The sequence below is a fragment of the Agromyces fucosus genome, from assembly GCF_004134865.1.
Taxonomy (GTDB): domain Bacteria; phylum Actinomycetota; class Actinomycetes; order Actinomycetales; family Microbacteriaceae; genus Agromyces; species Agromyces fucosus.
In genome coordinates, this window is record NZ_SDPO01000004.1 from 15,996 (window position 1) to 31,688 (window position 15,693).

The following is a 15,693-nucleotide window of genomic DNA, read 5'->3' on the forward strand; positions in this document are numbered from 1 at the left end:
CGTTCCGGTCAGTGGGGAGGGCACGCGGCCCGGACGATGCTCGCCCGGGCCGCGTTCCGATCAGTAGCGGTCGGGAGCCGGCGGCTCGACGTACGGCAGCACGGTTCCGGCGGTGGAGTTCCACGCCTCTTCGTAGCGGCCGTCTGCGTAGGCCTCTTCGAGCACGTCGTTGATCCACATGCGGAAGTCGGTGTCGTCCTTCGTCAGGCCGATGCCGTAGGGCTCTTCGGTGAACGGCTCGCCGACGACCTTGAACTCGCCCTCGTTCTGGGCCGCGAGACCCGCGAGGATGACGTTGTCGGTCGACACTGCGACGACGGCGCCGCTGCGGAGCGGCTCGAGGCAGTTGGAGTACGTGTCGGTGAGCACGGGCTCGGCGCCGATCTCGGCGAGCTTCGCGGCCGGGGTGGAACCCGTGACGGAGCAGACCGGCTGACCGACGAGGTCGTCTTCGCTCTTGATGTCGTCGTTGTCGGCGAGCACGAGGATCGACTGGCCGGCCATGTAGTACGGCCCGGCGAAGGAGATGACTTCCTTGCGCTTGTCGTTGATCGTGTACGTGGCGACGACGAAGTCGACCTGGCCGTTCTCGATGAACGGCTCGCGGTTCGCCGAGACCGTCTCGGTCCAGGTGATGTTCTCTTCGTCGATGCCGAGCTCGCTCGCGATGATCTTGGCGATCTCGACGTCGAATCCGACGGGCACGCCGTCGGGGCCGACGAGACCGAACAACGGCTGGTCGAACTTCGTGCCGATCGTCACCTTGCCGGCCTCGGACAGCTTCTCCATGGTGCTGCCGGCCGCGAACGTGGGCGCGGGCTCAGCCGTCGGCTCCTCGGTGGCCTCCCCGCCGCCGCCGGCGCAGCCGGCAAGCGCGAGCGCCGACACCGCAGCTGCTGCGACGAGTGCGAATCTCATGCGTTTCATGTCTCTGCCTCTTCTCCTGTGTGGTGGTTCCTCGCCGCTCGTGGCAGCGCAGGTCTAGTGCTCGAGGATCTTCGACAGGAAGTCCTGTGCACGCTCGGACTGAGGATTGTCGAAGAACTCGGCGGGCGTCGCCTCTTCGACGATCTTGCCGTCGGCCATGAAGAGCACCCGGTCGGCGGCCTTCCGGGCGAAGCCCATCTCGTGCGTGACGACGATCATGGTCATGCCGTCTTTGGCCAGACCGATCATGACGTCGAGGACCTCGTTGATCATCTCGGGGTCGAGCGCGCTCGTCGGCTCGTCCATGAGGATGAGCTTGGGGTTCATCGCGAGCGAACGGGCGATGGCGACACGCTGCTGCTGGCCGCCGGAGAGCTGGGCCGGGAGCTTCTTGGCCTGGTTCGCCACGCCCACCCGCTCGAGGAGCTTCATCGCCTCCGCCTCGGCGGCCTTGCGCGACATCCGCTTCACCTTGATGGGCGCGAGGGTGACGTTCTCGAGGACCGTCTTGTGTGCGAACAGGTTGAACGACTGGAACACCATGCCGACGTCGGCACGCAGCTTCGCGAGCGCCGCGCCCTCTTCGGGCAGCTTCACGCCGTCGATCGCGATCGAGCCCGAGTCGATGGTCTCGAGGCGGTTGATGGCACGGCAGAGCGTCGACTTGCCCGACCCGCTCGGGCCGATCACGACGACGACCTCGCCGCGGTTGACGACCGTGTTGATGTCGTTGAGCACGTGCAACTCGCCGAAGTGCTTGTCGACGTGGTCGACGACGACGAGCGGCTCACCGCGACGCACCGAGATGTTGGAGGTCGGCGGGGCAGGCTGCGTGGGCTCCATGTCCCCAAGTTACGGCCAGCGGCGGTGTCGCGACAAGCTGCCGAGCAGTGGTTACCTAACCGTGATCAGCGCTGCGCTGCGCGAAGGCGCTCTCGTAGAGGCAGACGGATGCCGCGGTCGCGAGGTTCATCGACTCCGCGTGCCCGTATATCGGCACGGTGACCACTCGATCGGCGAGCTCGAGCTGCTCGTCGGGCAGTCCTCTGGCCTCGTTGCCGAACACCCAGGCGGTCGGCCCGGCGAGCACTCCGTCGTTGCGGGCGGAGAGCAGGTCGTCGCCCTTGACGTCCGCGGCGAGCACCGTGAGGCCGGCGGCCCGTGCCCGCGCGAGCACGTCGGCGAGCTCGGCGCCGATGGCGACGGGGAGGTGGAAGATCGACCCCGTCGAGGATCGGACGACCTTCGGGTTGTAGAGGTCGACGGTGCGACCGGTGAAGATGACGGCGTCGGCGCCCGCGGCATCGGCCGCACGCACGATGGTGCCAGCGTTGCCGGGATCGCGCACCTCTTCGAGGATGGCGACGAGCTTCGGCTTCGCCGCGAACACGTCTTTCACCGCGGTCGGGAACTGGCGGCAGATCGCCACGAAGCCCTGCGGCGTCACCGTGTCGGCCATCGAGTCGAGCACCTCTTCGGTGACGAACTCGATCTCGACGTCGGAGGAGGCTGCGGCCTCGGCGATTTCGGGGTGGCGTTCGAGCGCGCTCGGTGTCGCGAAGAGCTCGACGACGAGTTCGGAACGGAAGGTGAGCGCCTCGGCGACCGCCTGGGGGCCCTCGAGCAGGAACATCCCGCTGTCGGCACGTGCTGCCTTGCGGGCGAGCTTCGCTACTGCGCGCACGCGCGGCGATCGGGGATTCTCGAGCATGCCTCCAATTCTATTGGGGGAACGCGGAACGGCCCGGCACCCTGCTTGTGCAGCAGAGGTGCCGGGCCGTTCGAAGCTGAAGTCGCTGCTTACGCGGCGGTCTTCGGGGCCGACGTGTCGGCCGGGAGCGCCTGCTTGGCCGACTCGACCAGCGCGGCGAACGTCGCGGGCTCGTTGACCGCGAGGTCGGCGAGGATGCGACGGTCGACCTGGATGCCTGCGAGGCCGAGGCCCTGGATCAGGCGGTTGTACGTGAGGCCGTTCGCACGCGACGCGGCGTTGATGCGCTGGATCCAGAGGCGACGGAAGTCGCCCTTCTTCTGGCGGCGGTCGCGGTACGCGTAGACGAGGGAGTGGGTGACCTGCTCCTTGGCCTTGCGGTAGAGACGCGAACGCTGGCCGCGGTAACCACTGGCGCGCTCGAGAATGACCCGGCGCTTCTTGTGGGCGTTGACCGCCCGCTTCACTCTTGCCATGACTCTGTTTCTTCCTTAATGGGCCTGAATCGGCTGTCTATGCTGCCGGCTCAGTGGCCGAGAAGCTTCTTGATGACCTTGGCGTCGGGAGCCGACACGATCTTGTCCTGGTTCAGACGGGCCTTGCGCTTCGAGGACTTGACCTCGAGGTTGTGGCGCATACCGGCCTGCTGCTTCTTGATCTTGCCGCTGCCGGTGATCTTGAAGCGCTTCTTGGACCCGGAGTGGGTCTTCTGCTTCGGCATCTCGTATTTCTCCTTGGTTCTGCCGTCACGCGAGTGACGGACGGGGATGTTTGGCTCAGCCCTCGACGGGCTCGGCCGTCTGCGCGTCGCCGTCGGCCGGGGCGTCAGCCGCCGGTCGCGCCTTCGCTGCAGCACGCTGTGCATTGGCTTCGGCCTTGGCCTCGGCCTTGTTCTTGAGGGGTCCGATCACCATGACCATGTTGCGGCCATCGATCGTCGGGTTGTGCTCGACCGTGCCGAACTCGGCCACGTCTTCCGCGAAGCGCTGGAGCAGACGGACGCCCATCTCGGGGCGCGACTGCTCGCGACCGCGGAAGAGGATCATCGCCTTGACCTTGTCGCCGGCCTTGAGGAAGCCGATGGCGCGCTTCATCTTGGTCTCGTAGTCGTGCTTGTCGATCTTGAGACGGAACCGGACCTCTTTGAGGATGGTGTTCGCCTGGTTGCGCCGGGCCTCTTTCGCCTTCTGCGCAGCCTCGTACTTGAACTTGCCGTAGTCCATGATCTTCGCGACCGGCGGCTTCGAGTTCGGAGCGACCTCGACGAGATCGAGATCGGCCTCCTGCGCGAGCCGCAGGGCCACCTCGATCTTCACGACGCCGACCTGCTCTCCGGCAGGCCCCACGAGTCGAACCTCGGGGACGCGGATACGGTCGTTTGTACGGGGATCGCTGATGCGTGTTCTCCTCTACTCAAGCTGTTTCGCTCGGTCGGAAGGCGGATGCCGCCCGACGACGAAAGGAGAAATCCACGCATGCGTGCACGGAATCCCACCGTGCTTTTTCATGCGGCACCCTACCTACTCCCCCGTCTTGCGACGTGGGAGCGGAGTGCAATGACCCGGTAACCTTGATGAAGCGGTATGCGCGGGTGGGAGAATCTCCACTTTCGTACCGGGGTGAAGCCCCGGAGCCCGAAGTAGTCTAGCAGAGGAAATCCGTGAACAGTAGTTCAGACGAGACCACGGTCGAGGGCGCCACCCGCGACATCGCCGAGGTCCCCGCAGTCGAGATCATCACGACCGCCGCCGTGCACCTCATGAGCGCCGCCGCCGTGAAGGTCGGGCTGGCCGAAGACCCCGAAGATCAGATCGACCTCGACGAGGCGCGCAAGCTCATCAACGCGCTCGCGGGGCTCATCACGGCCGGCGCTCCCGAGATCAGCGACATGCACGCGCGCTCGCTGCGCGACGGCCTGCGTTCACTGCAGCTCGCGTTCCGCGAGGCCTCCGTCATTCCCGACCCCATCGGCAAGGGTCCCGGCGAGAAGTGGACGGGCCCGGTCAGCTGATCGACCGGCCGCTGACCTGAACGGATTCGAGCATCGAGACCGACCAGGCGGCTGACTGACTGCACGCTAGCGCTGGCAGTTCGGGCACCACCAGGTCTCGCGCAGTTCGAGCTCGGTGCGCCCGAGGCGCCCGTGCTCGATGAGCGTGCCGCAACGCCGACAGGCCTCGCCGCCTCGGCCGTAGACCCAGAGCTGCCGGCCGCGATGCGTGTCACCGGTCGTCGTGCGCACCGCACGATCGCGGTTGGCACGGATGACCCGACTCGCGAGCGCCACGAGTGGTACGAGCTCGACGTCGCCGACGGGCCGGGCCGGCAGGATGCCGCGGAGGAAGCACAGCTCGTTGACGTAGACGTTGCCGAGCCCCGCGAGATTGCGCTGCTCGGCGAGGGCCACGGCGACGGGCGTCTCGGGCGAACTCGCGAGCCGGCGCACGGCTTCCTCGGCATCCCAGTCGGGACCGAGCAGGTCGGGGCCGAGATAGGCGAGCCGCTCGGTCTCGTCGGCGGCACCGAACAGCTCGAGGGTGCCGAGGTCGAAGCCGACGGCCGAGGCATCCGGCACCTCGATGATCGCGCGCGCCTGCCAGGCGGGTCGTCGCCACGGTTCACCCGGGCGGAACACGCGCCACTCCCCCTCCATCTTCAGGTGCGAGTGCACGACGACCTCGCCGATGCGCATCAGGAGGTGCTTGCCGCGGCTCGCGACGGAATGCACCGGCTCGCCGGCCAGGTCGACCTCGGCCAGCGCGGGCACCCGGAAGTCGGTGCGGGTCACCGCGCGACCGGCGAGCGCCTCATCGAGCCGGCGAGCGGCCCGGTACACGGTGTCACCCTCTGGCATCGTCAGCTCCTGGCATCGAAGCGGAGCCCTCTCGGCGTCTCGCGGAACCCCGCCGCCCGGAGCGGGCGATCGAGCACCGAGCCGAAGACGACGCCGCCGTTGACCGTCTCGACCCGCAGTCGCTCGGTGCGCCCTCGGGTGAGCGCGGCGGCGAGCGCCGCGGTCGCCGCGACGAGCGCCGTCTCGTCGTCGGTGAAGACGAGGGTGGTGCGCCCACCGCGTTCGAGGTAGAGCACCGCCTCGCCGTCGACGATCGCGACGAAGGCGCCGGCCTTGCGACCGGGGCGGTGCGCATTGTCACCGGAGAGCTCCGGCCAGTCGAGGGCGGCGCCGAACGGGTTCGCCGGGTCGGTCGCCGCGAGTGCGACCGCGTCGCCCTTCGGCGCAGCACGGAGCCGGTCGACCGCGGCACCGGTCGCGAACTGCGCCCCGCCCTGGCCGTCGATGAAGTAGCCGCGCCGTACTCGGCCCGAGTCCTCGAAGCCCGAGAGCGTGCGGTAGGCGAGCGCGAATCCGCCGACATGCGCCTCCGCCATGACCGAACCACGCGTGACGATGCCGTACCGCTCGAGCAGGGCCTCGCCGAGGGCGTGCGCGCGGGGCGTCGCCGCCGCGCTCGCGAGCGGCAGCACCGACCAACGGCCGGCGGCCCTCGCCGGGTTCGCCCGCGCCGCCGCCGTGCGTCCGGCCTGCACGGTGGCCGCGAGCGAGCGTCGCGAGAGCGAACCCGCCCGGAGGCGGGCGCGAGGGGTGGGCGCGGTGGTCTTGTGCGCTCCGCCGACGGCGAGCATGCCGCGCACCGGGGCGAAGGTGTCGTTGGTCACGAGGCCCGCCCAGACGAGGCGCCAGAGCGCGTCGGCGAGCGCGCGGTCGTCTTCGGAGCCCACGGCCTCGGCCAACTGTCGGAAGAAGAACCCTCCGCCGCCCCCGAGCACCGCGATGAGTTCGGACTCGAGCGGATCGAGGGGCGCCTCCGCCGGGGGCGGCAGGGTGAGCTCGGCGGTCTCGGCGAGATGCAGGCTGATCCACCCGTCGTCGCCGCCCAGCGACCCGGTGCCGGCCCAGAGCACCTCGCCCGATGCGGTCAGCTCGTCGAGCATGCCCGCCCGGTAGTCGGCGACCCTGGCGGGCAGCACGTACGCCTCCCACGCGGACGCGGGAATGCGCGCGCCCTCGAGCTGCTCGATCACCGCGGCGACGCCGTCGACGCCGCTGAGCTTGCCGCCCACGTGCTGCCACGCCGGCAGGAAGCGCGCGAACTCGCGCGGCTCGACCGGCTCGACCTCGTTGCGGAGCACCGCGAGCGAGCGCCGCCGGATTCGACGCAGCACGCCGCTGTCGCACCACTCGAGTCCGGAGCCGTGCGGCAGGAACTCGCCTTCGACGACACGGCGCTCACCGCCGAGCCGGGCGAGGGCAGCGGATGCCACGGCCTGTCCGATGCCGAACCGCGCCGCCACCGCCGCCACCGTGAACGGCCCGTGCGTGCGGGCGTAGCGCGCGACGAGATCCCCGAGGGGGTCGCGCACCCCCTCGCCGAACACCTCGGGCAGGCCGGGCGGGATCGGGACGCCGAGTGCGTCGCGCAGTCGACTGACGTCTTCGACGGCGACGAACCACGACTGCCCGGCGAAGCTCACCGGCGCCGCTCGGCGTGCCTCGACGAGTGCGGCGAGAGCCGCCGCGGCATCCGTCTCGTCGTCGACCCGCGCCGCGACCTCGTCGGCGGTGAGCGGACCGAGGTCGCCGAGCAGGTCGGCGACGCCTTCCGCGCCGCGCGCGAGGCGATCGGGGTGGACGCGCTGGAGCATGCTCTCGACCTCGTCGACCACCTCGGGATCGAGCAGCTCCCGCAGCTCGACCGTGCCGAGCAGCTCGGCGAGGAGCGCCGGGTCGAGCGAGAGCGCCGCGGCCCGCCGCTCGGCGAGCGGGGCGTCTCCCTCGTACATGAAGGCGCCGACGTAGCCGAACAGCAGGCTCGAGGCGAAGGGGCTCGGCGACTCGGTCGTGACGTCGACGAATCGCAGCTCACGTCGCTCGATGCGCTCGGCGAGCCGGGTCAGCGCCGGCAGGTCGTACACGTCTTGGAGGCACTCGCGCACGGCTTCGAGGACGATCGGGAACTCGGGGAAGTCGCGCGCGACCTCGAGCAGTTGCGACGCCCGCTGCCGCTGCTGCCAGAGCGGAGATCGCTTGCCTGGATTCGTGCGCGGCAGGATGAGCGCCCGTGCGGCGCACTCGCGGAACCTCGCCGAGAACAGGGCGGACCCGCCGACGTTCGCCGTGACGAGCTCGGTGAGCTCGGCGGGCTCGAACGCGAAGAGTTCGGCACCCGGCGGATCGTCGCCCGTGTCGGGCATGCGGAGCACGATGCCGTCATCGCTCGCGACGGCGTTGGCGTCGACGCCGCTCTGCTCGCGCACGCGAGCGCCGATCGCGAGCGCCCACGGCGCGTGCACGCGCATGCCGTACGGCGAGTGCAGCACGATGCGCCAGTCGCCGAGCTCGTCGCGGAAGCGCTCGACCACGAGGTTCGTCGCGTCGGGCACCACGCGGGTCGCCGCGCGCTGGTCGTCGATGAACTTCACGAGGTTCGTGGCGGCGCGCTCGTCGAGCCCGGCGGCACGGCTGCGGGCGAGGGCGTCGGATGTCGGTGCGCCCGACAGTTCGGCGATGAACCCGCCGATCGCCGCCCCGAGTTCGGCGGGGCGGCCGATGCCGTCGCCCCTCCAGAAGGGCAGGCGCCCCGGCTCGCCGAACGCCGGTGCGACGAGCACCCGATCGTGCGTGATCTCTTGAATACGCCAGCTCGTGGCCCCGAGGGCGAACACGTCGCCGACCCGCGACTCGTAGACCATCTCCTCGTCGAGCTCACCGACGCGGCGGCCAGGCCCGGCCTCGCCGATCATGAACACGCCGAACAGTCCCCGGTCGGGGATCGTGCCGCCGCTCGTGACCGCGAGGCGCTGGGCGCCCCGCCGTCCGACGATCGTGCCGGAGTCGCGATCCCAGACGATGCGGGCGCGCAGCTCGCCGAAGCGGTCGGAGGGGTAGCGTCCGGCGAGCAGGTCGAGGGTCGCGTCGAACGCCGAGCGGGGCAACGCGGCGTAGGGCGCGGCACGGCGCACGAGCTCGAACCACGCCTCGACGTCCCACTCGTCGAGCGCCGTGGCCGCGATCGTCTGCTGGGCGAGCACGTCGAGCGGGTTCGCCGGGATGCGGAGTTCTTCGATCGCACCGCTGATCATGCGCTCCGCGACGACCGCCGAGTGCAGCACGTCGGCGCGGTGCTTCGGGAAGATGAGTCCCTTCGAGACCTCGCCGACCTGGTGCCCGGCCCTGCCGAGCCGCTGCAGACCGCTCGCCACCGAAGGCGGGGACTCCACCTGCATGACGAGATCGACCGCGCCCATGTCGATGCCGAGCTCGAGGCTCGACGTCGCCACGACGCAGCGCAGGCGGCCCGACTTGAGGTCGTCTTCGACGAGGGCCCGCTCCTCTTTGCTCACCGAGCCGTGGTGCGATCGGGCGATCACGGGCGCCGCGCCGGCCGTGGTGCCCGAGGCGCCGACCGCCTCTGCCGGCGTCCGTCTCGCCGTTGCCGGCGCCGACACCGTCGCCGACACTGGAACCGTTGCCGACGGTGCCTCGACCGTCACGTCGCGCGGTACCTCGACTGCCATCGCGGTGCGTTCGGCCCACAGTTCGTTGAGCCGTGCCGTCAATCGCTCGGCGAGGCGCCGGGAGTTCGCGAAGACGATCGTCGAACGGTGCGCGAGCACCTCGTCGAGGATCGCCTCCTCGACATGCGGCCACACCGAACCCGCGCTCGTCTCGCCGGCGAGGTCGGAGAGGTCGTCGACCGGCACCGTCACCCGCAGGTCGAACTTCTTGCCCGAGGCCGGTGCCACGATCGTCACCGCTCGGGTGCCTCCGAGGAACCGTGCGACCTCTTCATGCGGCCGCACGGTCGCCGAGAGCCCGATGCGCTGCACCGGCGCGGCGGTGAGCTCGTCGAGCCGCTCGAGCGACAGCGCGAGGTGCGAGCCGCGCTTCGTGCCGGCGAGCGCGTGGATCTCGTCGACGATCACCGTCTGGACCCCGCGGAGCGTCTCACGCGCCGCCGACGTGAGCATGAGGAACAGCGACTCGGGCGTCGTGATGAGGATCTCCGGCGGGTGCGTCACGAGCCGTCGCCGCTCAGCGGGCGGGGTGTCGCCCGAACGCACCCCCACCGAGACCTCGGGCACCTCGATGCCGTGCGCCGCAGCGGTGCGGGCGATGCCGACGAGGGGCGCGCGGAGGTTGCGCTCGACATCGACACCGAGGGCCTTCAGCGGCGACAGGTAGATGACGCGCGTGCCCGTCGACTCGGCATCGGCGCCCTCATGATGCAACCGGTCGATCGCCCACAGGAAGGCCGCGAGGGTCTTGCCCGAACCGGTCGGGGCGACGACGAGCGAGTGCTCGCCTCGGGAGATGGCCTGCCACGCACCGTTCTGCACGGTGGTGGGCGCGCTGAAGGACTCGGTGAACCACGCTCGCGTCGCGGGCGAGAACGCATCGAGCGCCTCCGTCATGTCTCCATTCAAGCGGATGCCGCCGACAGCAGGGTCTCGATACGCGTCCTCCTTCGTCGGGCGCTACTCGACCGGCGGGCGCTCGGCCTCGAGCGCCTCGAGCGCACGGGCGACGGCGTCGACCGTTCGGCGCACCTCTGCGGCATCCGTTCGCCAGTTGCTCACCGAGAACCGCACGACGGCACGGTCCTGCCAGCGCGACGTCATGGCGAGCACCTCACCCTCGTTCCAGAGGCGCTCGCTGAGCGCCTCGGTCGCCGCGTCAGTGTCGAGCGCGATGCAGACCTGGGTGAAGACGACGTCGTTCAGCACCTCGACGCCGGGAAGGGCGCCGACGCCGTCGGCGATGCCGCGCGCCGCCTCGGCGAGGCCGTCGATCAACTGCGCGACACCCGCTCGGCCGAGCGAGCGGAGCACCGCCCAGGTCGGCACGCCGCGGGCCCGACGCGAGAGCTCGGGCGCCTTCTCGTGCGGATCGGCGCCGACCTCCGTGGCCTGCAGGTAGCTCGCATGCATGCCGAGCGCGCGCCGCATCGCGGCCGGGTCGCGCACGATCGCGATGCCGCAGTCGTATGGCACGTTGAGCGTCTTGTGGGCATCGGTCGACCATGAATCGGCGGCCTCGTACCCCGTGGTGAGGTGGCGGAGCGACGGCGACGCGGCCGCCCACAGCCCGAACGCACCGTCGACGTGCACCCATGCTCCCGCCGCGTGGGCGGCCGCGATCGCCCCGGTGAAGTCGTCGAACGCACCCGAGTGGATGTTGCCGGCCTGCAGTGCCACGATCGCCGGCCCCTCGCCGTCGGCGAGCGCCCTCGACAACTCGTCGACGCGGATGCGGCCCTGTTCGTCGGACGGCACCGTGATCGGCGCGCCGAGTCCCAGGTACCGCGCCGCGAGGTCCATGGTGCCGTGCCGCTCCTCGCCCGCGATGAACCTGATGGCCGGCCCGCCGGTCAGCCCGTCGGCCTCGACGTCCCATCCGGCCCTGCGCAGCACCTCGTTCCGCGCGGCCGCCATGCACGAGAACTGGGCCATGGTGGCGCCCGTCGTGAAGCCGACATCGCTCTGCGGCGGCAGGCCCAGCAGGTCGAGCAGCCACTCGCCGGCGAGCTCCTCGACGGCGACGGCCCCTGGCGTGATCGCGCGGAGTCCCGTGTTCTGGTCCCACGCCGACACCAGCCAGTCGGCGCCGAGCGCGACGGGCTGCGTGCCGCCGATCACCCAGCCGTAGAAGCGCGGCGAGCCGATCGCGATGAGACCGGGCTCGACGCCCTCGGCCAGGCGCGCGATGACCTCGAGTTCGGGCTCCCCCGCCTCGGGCAACTCGCGGCCGAGGCGGTCCTTGATGTCGTCCGCGCTCGCCTGCGGCGGGATCGGTCGCTCGCGCACACCCGACAGCCAGGCGCGCGCATGGCGACCCGATGCCTCGATGATCGCGTCGTACGAGGCATCCGCTGCCCGGTCGTCGGAGCCGCTGTCGCTCCTCGTGTTCGCATCGGTCATGGCGCACCTGGATTCCGTGCGCCGAGCGCACACCACCGATTGTGCGCCGCTTCCCGGGCGCGGTCAACGGCCGGTCGCGCAGGACACCGATTGGCAGCCCGCGTCGTGCTCAGCCGACGGGCGTGCCGACGAGCTTCACGGTCAGGGAGTCGACGGAGGTCGCGATGACGTCGTCGGCCGCCCAGCGCCGCGCGAGCCGCGCCGTGATGGCGTCGAGCTCGTCGCGGCTCAGGCCGGCGACGAGCTCGAGGCGGACGATGAGCTCGGGCCCGAGGAGACGCCCGGTCGGATCACCCGGCAACAGGGTCACGCCGAGCACGGCGAGTTCGCGCCCGATCGAGTTCCGGAAGGCCTCGCCGACGACGGGCGACTCGAACGGCGGCAGCCACTCGTTGCCCTGCGCGACGGACCAGACCGCCGGCCGGCGGAGCACGAACTCGGTCGGCGAACCCGGATCGAGCACGACGAGTTCGGTGCCGTCGTCGGCGGCGGCGAGCGCGACCCGCACGCCGTCTGCAGGCACGGGCCTCGCGATCGGATTCCACCGCGACATCGCCTCGACCGACGCGAAGACCGGCAGCACCTTGCGACCGTCGGGGCCCTCGACCGTCACGATCGAGAGCTCCTGGCTCTTGTCGACCGCGAGGCCGTGGGCGCCGACCTCCGACCCGCCGTCGCCGAGATCGGCGAGCAGCGGGATCAGGAGGCGCGATCGCGCGAACTCCGCGACCACGGGCGCCTGCCCGGCGCCGCCGGTACGGAAGGCGTCGAGCGCGGCGACGAGAGCCTCGGGCGCACGACCGTCGTCGGCGGCGTGCGTGTTGGGCTGGAACGAACGCCCGGCCCACGGCACGCCGGCGGAGTCGGCCTGGCCCCCACCCGCATCGGCGCTCACTGCGAAGCGACGTCCAATGCCTCGACGAGCGTGAACGCACCCGCATAGAGCGCCTTGCCCACGATGGCGCCCTCGAGGCCGAGCGGCACGAGTTCGCGGAGCGCGACGATGTCGTCGAGGCTCGAGATGCCGCCCGATGCGACCACCGGACGGTGCGTGCGCTCCATGACCTGACGGAGCAGGTCGATGTTCGGGCCCTGCAGGGTGCCGTCCTTCGTGACGTCGGTCACGACGTAGCGAGCGGCACCGGCTTCCTCGAGGCGTTCCATGACCTGCCAGAGGTCGCCGCCGTCCTGGGTCCAGCCGCGAGCCGCGAGGGTGGTGCCGCGCACGTCGAGGCCGACCGCGATCGCCTCGCCGTACTGCGCGATGACGGATGCCGCCCACTCGGGGTTCTCGAGGGCCGCCGTGCCGAGGTTGATGCGCTTCGCGCCGATCTCGAGCGCGTGCTCGAGCGACTCGTCGTCGCGGATGCCGCCCGAGAGCTCGACGTTGACGCCGCGCACCTGACGGATGGTCTTCTTCAGCACGCTCGCGTTCGAGCCGCGTCCGAACGCGGCATCGAGGTCGACGAGGTGGATCCACTCCGCACCCTGATCGGCCCAATCGACGGCAGCGTCGACGGGGTCGCCGTAGCTGGTCTCGGTGCCGGCCTCGCCCTTGGTCAGGCGAACCGCCTTGCCGCAGGCGACGTCCACCGCCGGAAGCAGCACGAGGCGGGGGGTCTTGTTGAATTCACTCATTCACTGTCCTAGTCATCGCGGTCGCGCCTTGCGAGTCGGCACAGTCACAGCATCCTAGTCCGACCGTGTCGGAGCCGAGTGCATGTGACGGTCGATCGGCTCAGCCGAGGGTGCCGAGCCAGTTGGAGAGCAGGCGGATGCCCGCCTCCGCCGACTTCTCGGGGTGGAACTGGGTCGCCGTCAGGGGGCCGTTCTCGACGGCGGCGAGGAACCGGCCGCCGTGCTCGGCCCACGTCAGCGTCGGCGCGGGGAACGGCGGTTCGACGTCGAGCAGCCACTCCTGCGCGGCGAACGAGTGCACGAAGTAGAACCGCTCGTCTTCGATGCCGGCGAAGAGTGCAGAGCCCTCGCCGGCCTCGACGGTGTTCCAGCCCATGTGCGGCAGCACCGGGGCCGGGAGCTCGGTGACGGATCCGGGCCACTCGCCGAGGCCTTCGGTGTCCGCTCCACGCTCGACGCCGTGCTCGAAGAGCACCTGCATGCCGACGCAGATGCCCAGCACGGGGCGACCGCCCGCCAGGCGGCGGTCGATGATCTCGCCGCCGCGCACCGCCTGCAACTGATCCATGACCGCCTTGAAGGCGCCGACGCCGGGCACGAGCAGTCCATCGGCCTCGAGCGCCGCCGCACGATCGGCGGTGACGGTGACCTCTGCACCCGCATGCTCGAGCGCCTTCGCGGCCGAGTGCACGTTGCCCGAACCGTAGTCGAGCACGACGACGCGACGGCTGCGCGTCACAGCGCACCCTTGGTCGACGGCACGCCCGACACCAGCGGGTCGAACGCCTTGGCCTGACGGAAGGCACGCGCGAACGCCTTGAACTCCGCTTCGGCGATGTGGTGCGGGTCGCGGCCCCCGAGCACCGTCACGTGCACGGTGAGCGCCGCGTTGTACGCGATCGCCTCGAAGACGTGCCGCACCATGGAGCCGGTGAAGTGGCCGCCGATGAGGTGGTACTCGAAACCGACGGGTTCGCCCGTGTGCACGAGGAATGGGCGGCCCGAGATGTCGACGACCGCCTGCGCGAGCGCCTCGTCGAGCGGCACGAGTGCGTCGCCGTAGCGCGAGATGCCCCGCTTGTCGCCGAGCGCCTGCCTGATGGCCTGCCCGAGCACGATGCCGACGTCTTCGACCGTGTGGTGCACGTCGATCTCGAGGTCGCCGCTCGCCCGCACCGTGAGGTCGGTCAGCGAGTGCTTCGCGAACGCCGTGAGCAGGTGGTCGTAGAACGGGACACCGGTCTCGATGTCGCTCGACCCCGTGCCGTCGAGGTCGATCGAGAGGTCGATGCTGGATTCGCTCGTCTCGCGCTGCACCCGGGCAGTGCGCGAAGGGCTCGATGCGGTCATGAGGCAATCCTATTCGGGGCCGATACGGCGATCGCTTCGAGGAAGGCCGTGGTCTCGGCCTCCGTTCCCGCGGTGACCCTCAGGTGACCGGGAATGCCGATCTCGCGGATCAGGATGCCGCGCGCGAGCAGCTGCTCGAACACCGCACGCGGGTCGTCGACGCCGCCGAACAGCACGAAGTTCGAACCGCTGCGGTACGGGAGGAATCCGAGCCGGGCGAGCTCGCCCGAGATGCGCTCGCGTTGCCCGCGGATCTCGTCGACCATCGCGAGCATCTCGTCGGAGTGGGCGAGGGCACCGAGGGCCGCCGCCTGCGTCAGGGCAGACAGGTGGTACGGCAGGCGCACGAGGCGCAGCGCGTCGATCGCCGCAGGGTCTCCGGCGAGATATCCGACGCGCGCGCCGGCGAATGCGAAGGCCTTGCTCATGGTGCGCGAGACGAGGAGTCGCGGTCGCCCCGCGAGCAGGGTGAGTGCGCTCGGGGTGCCGGGTTCGGCGAACTCGAAGTACGCCTCGTCGACGACGACGATGCCGCGGGCGGCGTCGGCGACCGCCTCGATCGTCTCGATCGAGAGCGGAGTGCCCGTGGGGTTGTTGGGTGCGCAGAGCAGCACGATGTCGGGGTCGTGCTCTCGCACTGCCGCGACGGCCGTCGCGGGGCTGAGCTCGAACTCGTCGTCGCGGCCGGCGGTGATCCACTCGGTGCCGGTGCCCGAGGCGAGCAGGCCGTACATCGAGTACGTCGGCGCGAATCCCAGCGCTGAACGACCCGGCCCGCCGTAGGCCTGCATGATGTGCTGCAGCACCTCGTTGGAGCCGTTCGCCGCCCAGATCTGCGCAGGGTCGAGGCCGTGCCCGAGGTAATCCGCGAGGGCCTGGCGCAGTGCGGAGAACTCGCGGTCGGGGTACCGGTTGAGCGTCATGATCGCCGCCGCGACGCGGGCCACGACGTCGTGCGCGACATTCTCGGGAATCGGATGCGTGTTCTCGTTGACGTTGAGTGCGACCGGAACGGCCTTCTGGGGAGCCCCGTAGGGGGCTCGACCACGGAGGTCGTCGCGGATGGGGAGGTCTTCGAGACTCGTCACCCTGCAAGCCTAACGAGGCCCGGCGCCGTGTTTCAGACG

At 70.5% G+C, this 15,693-nt stretch carries 15 protein-coding genes; 1 reads left to right on the forward strand and 14 read right to left on the reverse strand.

The annotated features are described in order from the left end of the window. Positions 1 to 60: 60 nt before the first annotated feature. From ESP57_RS15565 to infC, 6 genes are all read right to left on the reverse strand, one after another. On the reverse strand, positions 61 to 927 hold the full coding sequence (locus ESP57_RS15565; RefSeq protein ID WP_056013501.1) for a glutamate ABC transporter substrate-binding protein: 867 nt from the start codon (positions 925 to 927) through the stop codon (positions 61 to 63). A gap of 54 nt (positions 928 to 981) precedes the next feature. Further along, positions 982 to 1,770: an amino acid ABC transporter ATP-binding protein gene (locus ESP57_RS15570; protein ID WP_056013504.1), complete on the reverse strand. Its 789-nt coding sequence runs from the start codon at positions 1,768 to 1,770 to the stop codon at positions 982 to 984. A 55-nt stretch (positions 1,771 to 1,825) separates the two neighbouring features. Continuing rightward, on the reverse strand, positions 1,826 to 2,638 hold the full coding sequence (locus ESP57_RS15575; protein WP_129232204.1) for a TrmH family RNA methyltransferase: 813 nt from the start codon (positions 2,636 to 2,638) through the stop codon (positions 1,826 to 1,828). 89 nt (positions 2,639 to 2,727) lie between these two features. Then, the gene (gene rplT, locus ESP57_RS15580) at positions 2,728 to 3,114 is read right to left on the reverse strand and encodes a 50S ribosomal protein L20 (protein WP_056013510.1); all 387 of its coding nucleotides are present in this window, start codon (positions 3,112 to 3,114) and stop codon (positions 2,728 to 2,730) included. Positions 3,115 to 3,164: 50 nt separating this feature from the next. Next, on the reverse strand, positions 3,165 to 3,359 hold the full coding sequence (rpmI, locus tag ESP57_RS15585) for a 50S ribosomal protein L35 (protein WP_022893409.1): 195 nt from the start codon (positions 3,357 to 3,359) through the stop codon (positions 3,165 to 3,167). A gap of 55 nt (positions 3,360 to 3,414) precedes the next feature. Beyond that, a complete protein-coding gene (gene infC, locus ESP57_RS15590) occupies positions 3,415 to 4,035 on the reverse strand; it encodes a translation initiation factor IF-3 (protein ID WP_082571582.1) in 621 nt (206 codons plus the stop codon). Between the two features lie 263 nt (positions 4,036 to 4,298). Between infC and ESP57_RS15595 the strand changes: the two genes are divergently transcribed. Next, entirely contained in the window at positions 4,299 to 4,649 is a 351-nt protein-coding gene (locus ESP57_RS15595) for a DUF1844 domain-containing protein (protein WP_056013514.1), read from the forward strand. Positions 4,650 to 4,715: 66 nt separating this feature from the next. Here ESP57_RS15595 and ESP57_RS15600 read toward each other — a convergent pair whose 3' ends face one another. The 8 genes from ESP57_RS15600 to ESP57_RS15635 all read right to left on the reverse strand — a co-directional run bounded on the left by ESP57_RS15600 (position 4,716) and on the right by ESP57_RS15635 (position 15,654). Beyond that, positions 4,716 to 5,492, reverse strand: a complete 777-nt coding sequence (locus ESP57_RS15600) for a DNA-formamidopyrimidine glycosylase family protein (RefSeq protein WP_129232205.1) — start codon at positions 5,490 to 5,492, stop codon at positions 4,716 to 4,718. Positions 5,493 to 5,494: 2 nt separating this feature from the next. Continuing rightward, positions 5,495 to 10,072, reverse strand: coding sequence for an ATP-dependent helicase (locus ESP57_RS15605; protein WP_129232206.1), 4,578 nt, complete (start codon positions 10,070 to 10,072; stop codon positions 5,495 to 5,497). Between the two features lie 63 nt (positions 10,073 to 10,135). After that, positions 10,136 to 11,578 (reverse strand): pyridoxal phosphate-dependent decarboxylase family protein, encoded by a 1,443-nt coding sequence (locus ESP57_RS15610; protein WP_129232207.1) that lies wholly within the window; start codon positions 11,576 to 11,578, stop codon positions 10,136 to 10,138. Between the two features lie 109 nt (positions 11,579 to 11,687). Then, complete coding sequence (locus tag ESP57_RS15615; protein WP_243648559.1) at positions 11,688 to 12,473, reverse strand: SseB family protein; 786 nt, start codon at positions 12,471 to 12,473, stop codon at positions 11,688 to 11,690. Then, positions 12,470 to 13,216, reverse strand: a complete 747-nt coding sequence (gene priA / locus ESP57_RS15620) for a bifunctional 1-(5-phosphoribosyl)-5-((5-phosphoribosylamino)methylideneamino)imidazole-4-carboxamide isomerase/phosphoribosylanthranilate isomerase PriA (RefSeq protein WP_129232208.1) — start codon at positions 13,214 to 13,216, stop codon at positions 12,470 to 12,472. Before priA ends, ESP57_RS15615 begins: the two co-directional genes overlap by 4 nt. Positions 13,217 to 13,316: 100 nt before the next feature. Next, positions 13,317 to 13,955, reverse strand: a complete 639-nt coding sequence (hisH, locus tag ESP57_RS15625) for an imidazole glycerol phosphate synthase subunit HisH (protein ID WP_129232209.1) — start codon at positions 13,953 to 13,955, stop codon at positions 13,317 to 13,319. Next, the gene (gene hisB / locus ESP57_RS15630; RefSeq protein WP_056013533.1) at positions 13,952 to 14,566 is read right to left on the reverse strand and encodes an imidazoleglycerol-phosphate dehydratase HisB; all 615 of its coding nucleotides are present in this window, start codon (positions 14,564 to 14,566) and stop codon (positions 13,952 to 13,954) included. The genes hisH and hisB overlap by 4 nt, the downstream gene beginning before the upstream one ends. Then, the gene (locus ESP57_RS15635) at positions 14,563 to 15,654 is read right to left on the reverse strand and encodes a histidinol-phosphate transaminase (RefSeq protein ID WP_129232210.1); all 1,092 of its coding nucleotides are present in this window, start codon (positions 15,652 to 15,654) and stop codon (positions 14,563 to 14,565) included. Before ESP57_RS15635 ends, hisB begins: the two co-directional genes overlap by 4 nt. Positions 15,655 to 15,693 lie beyond the last annotated feature (39 nt).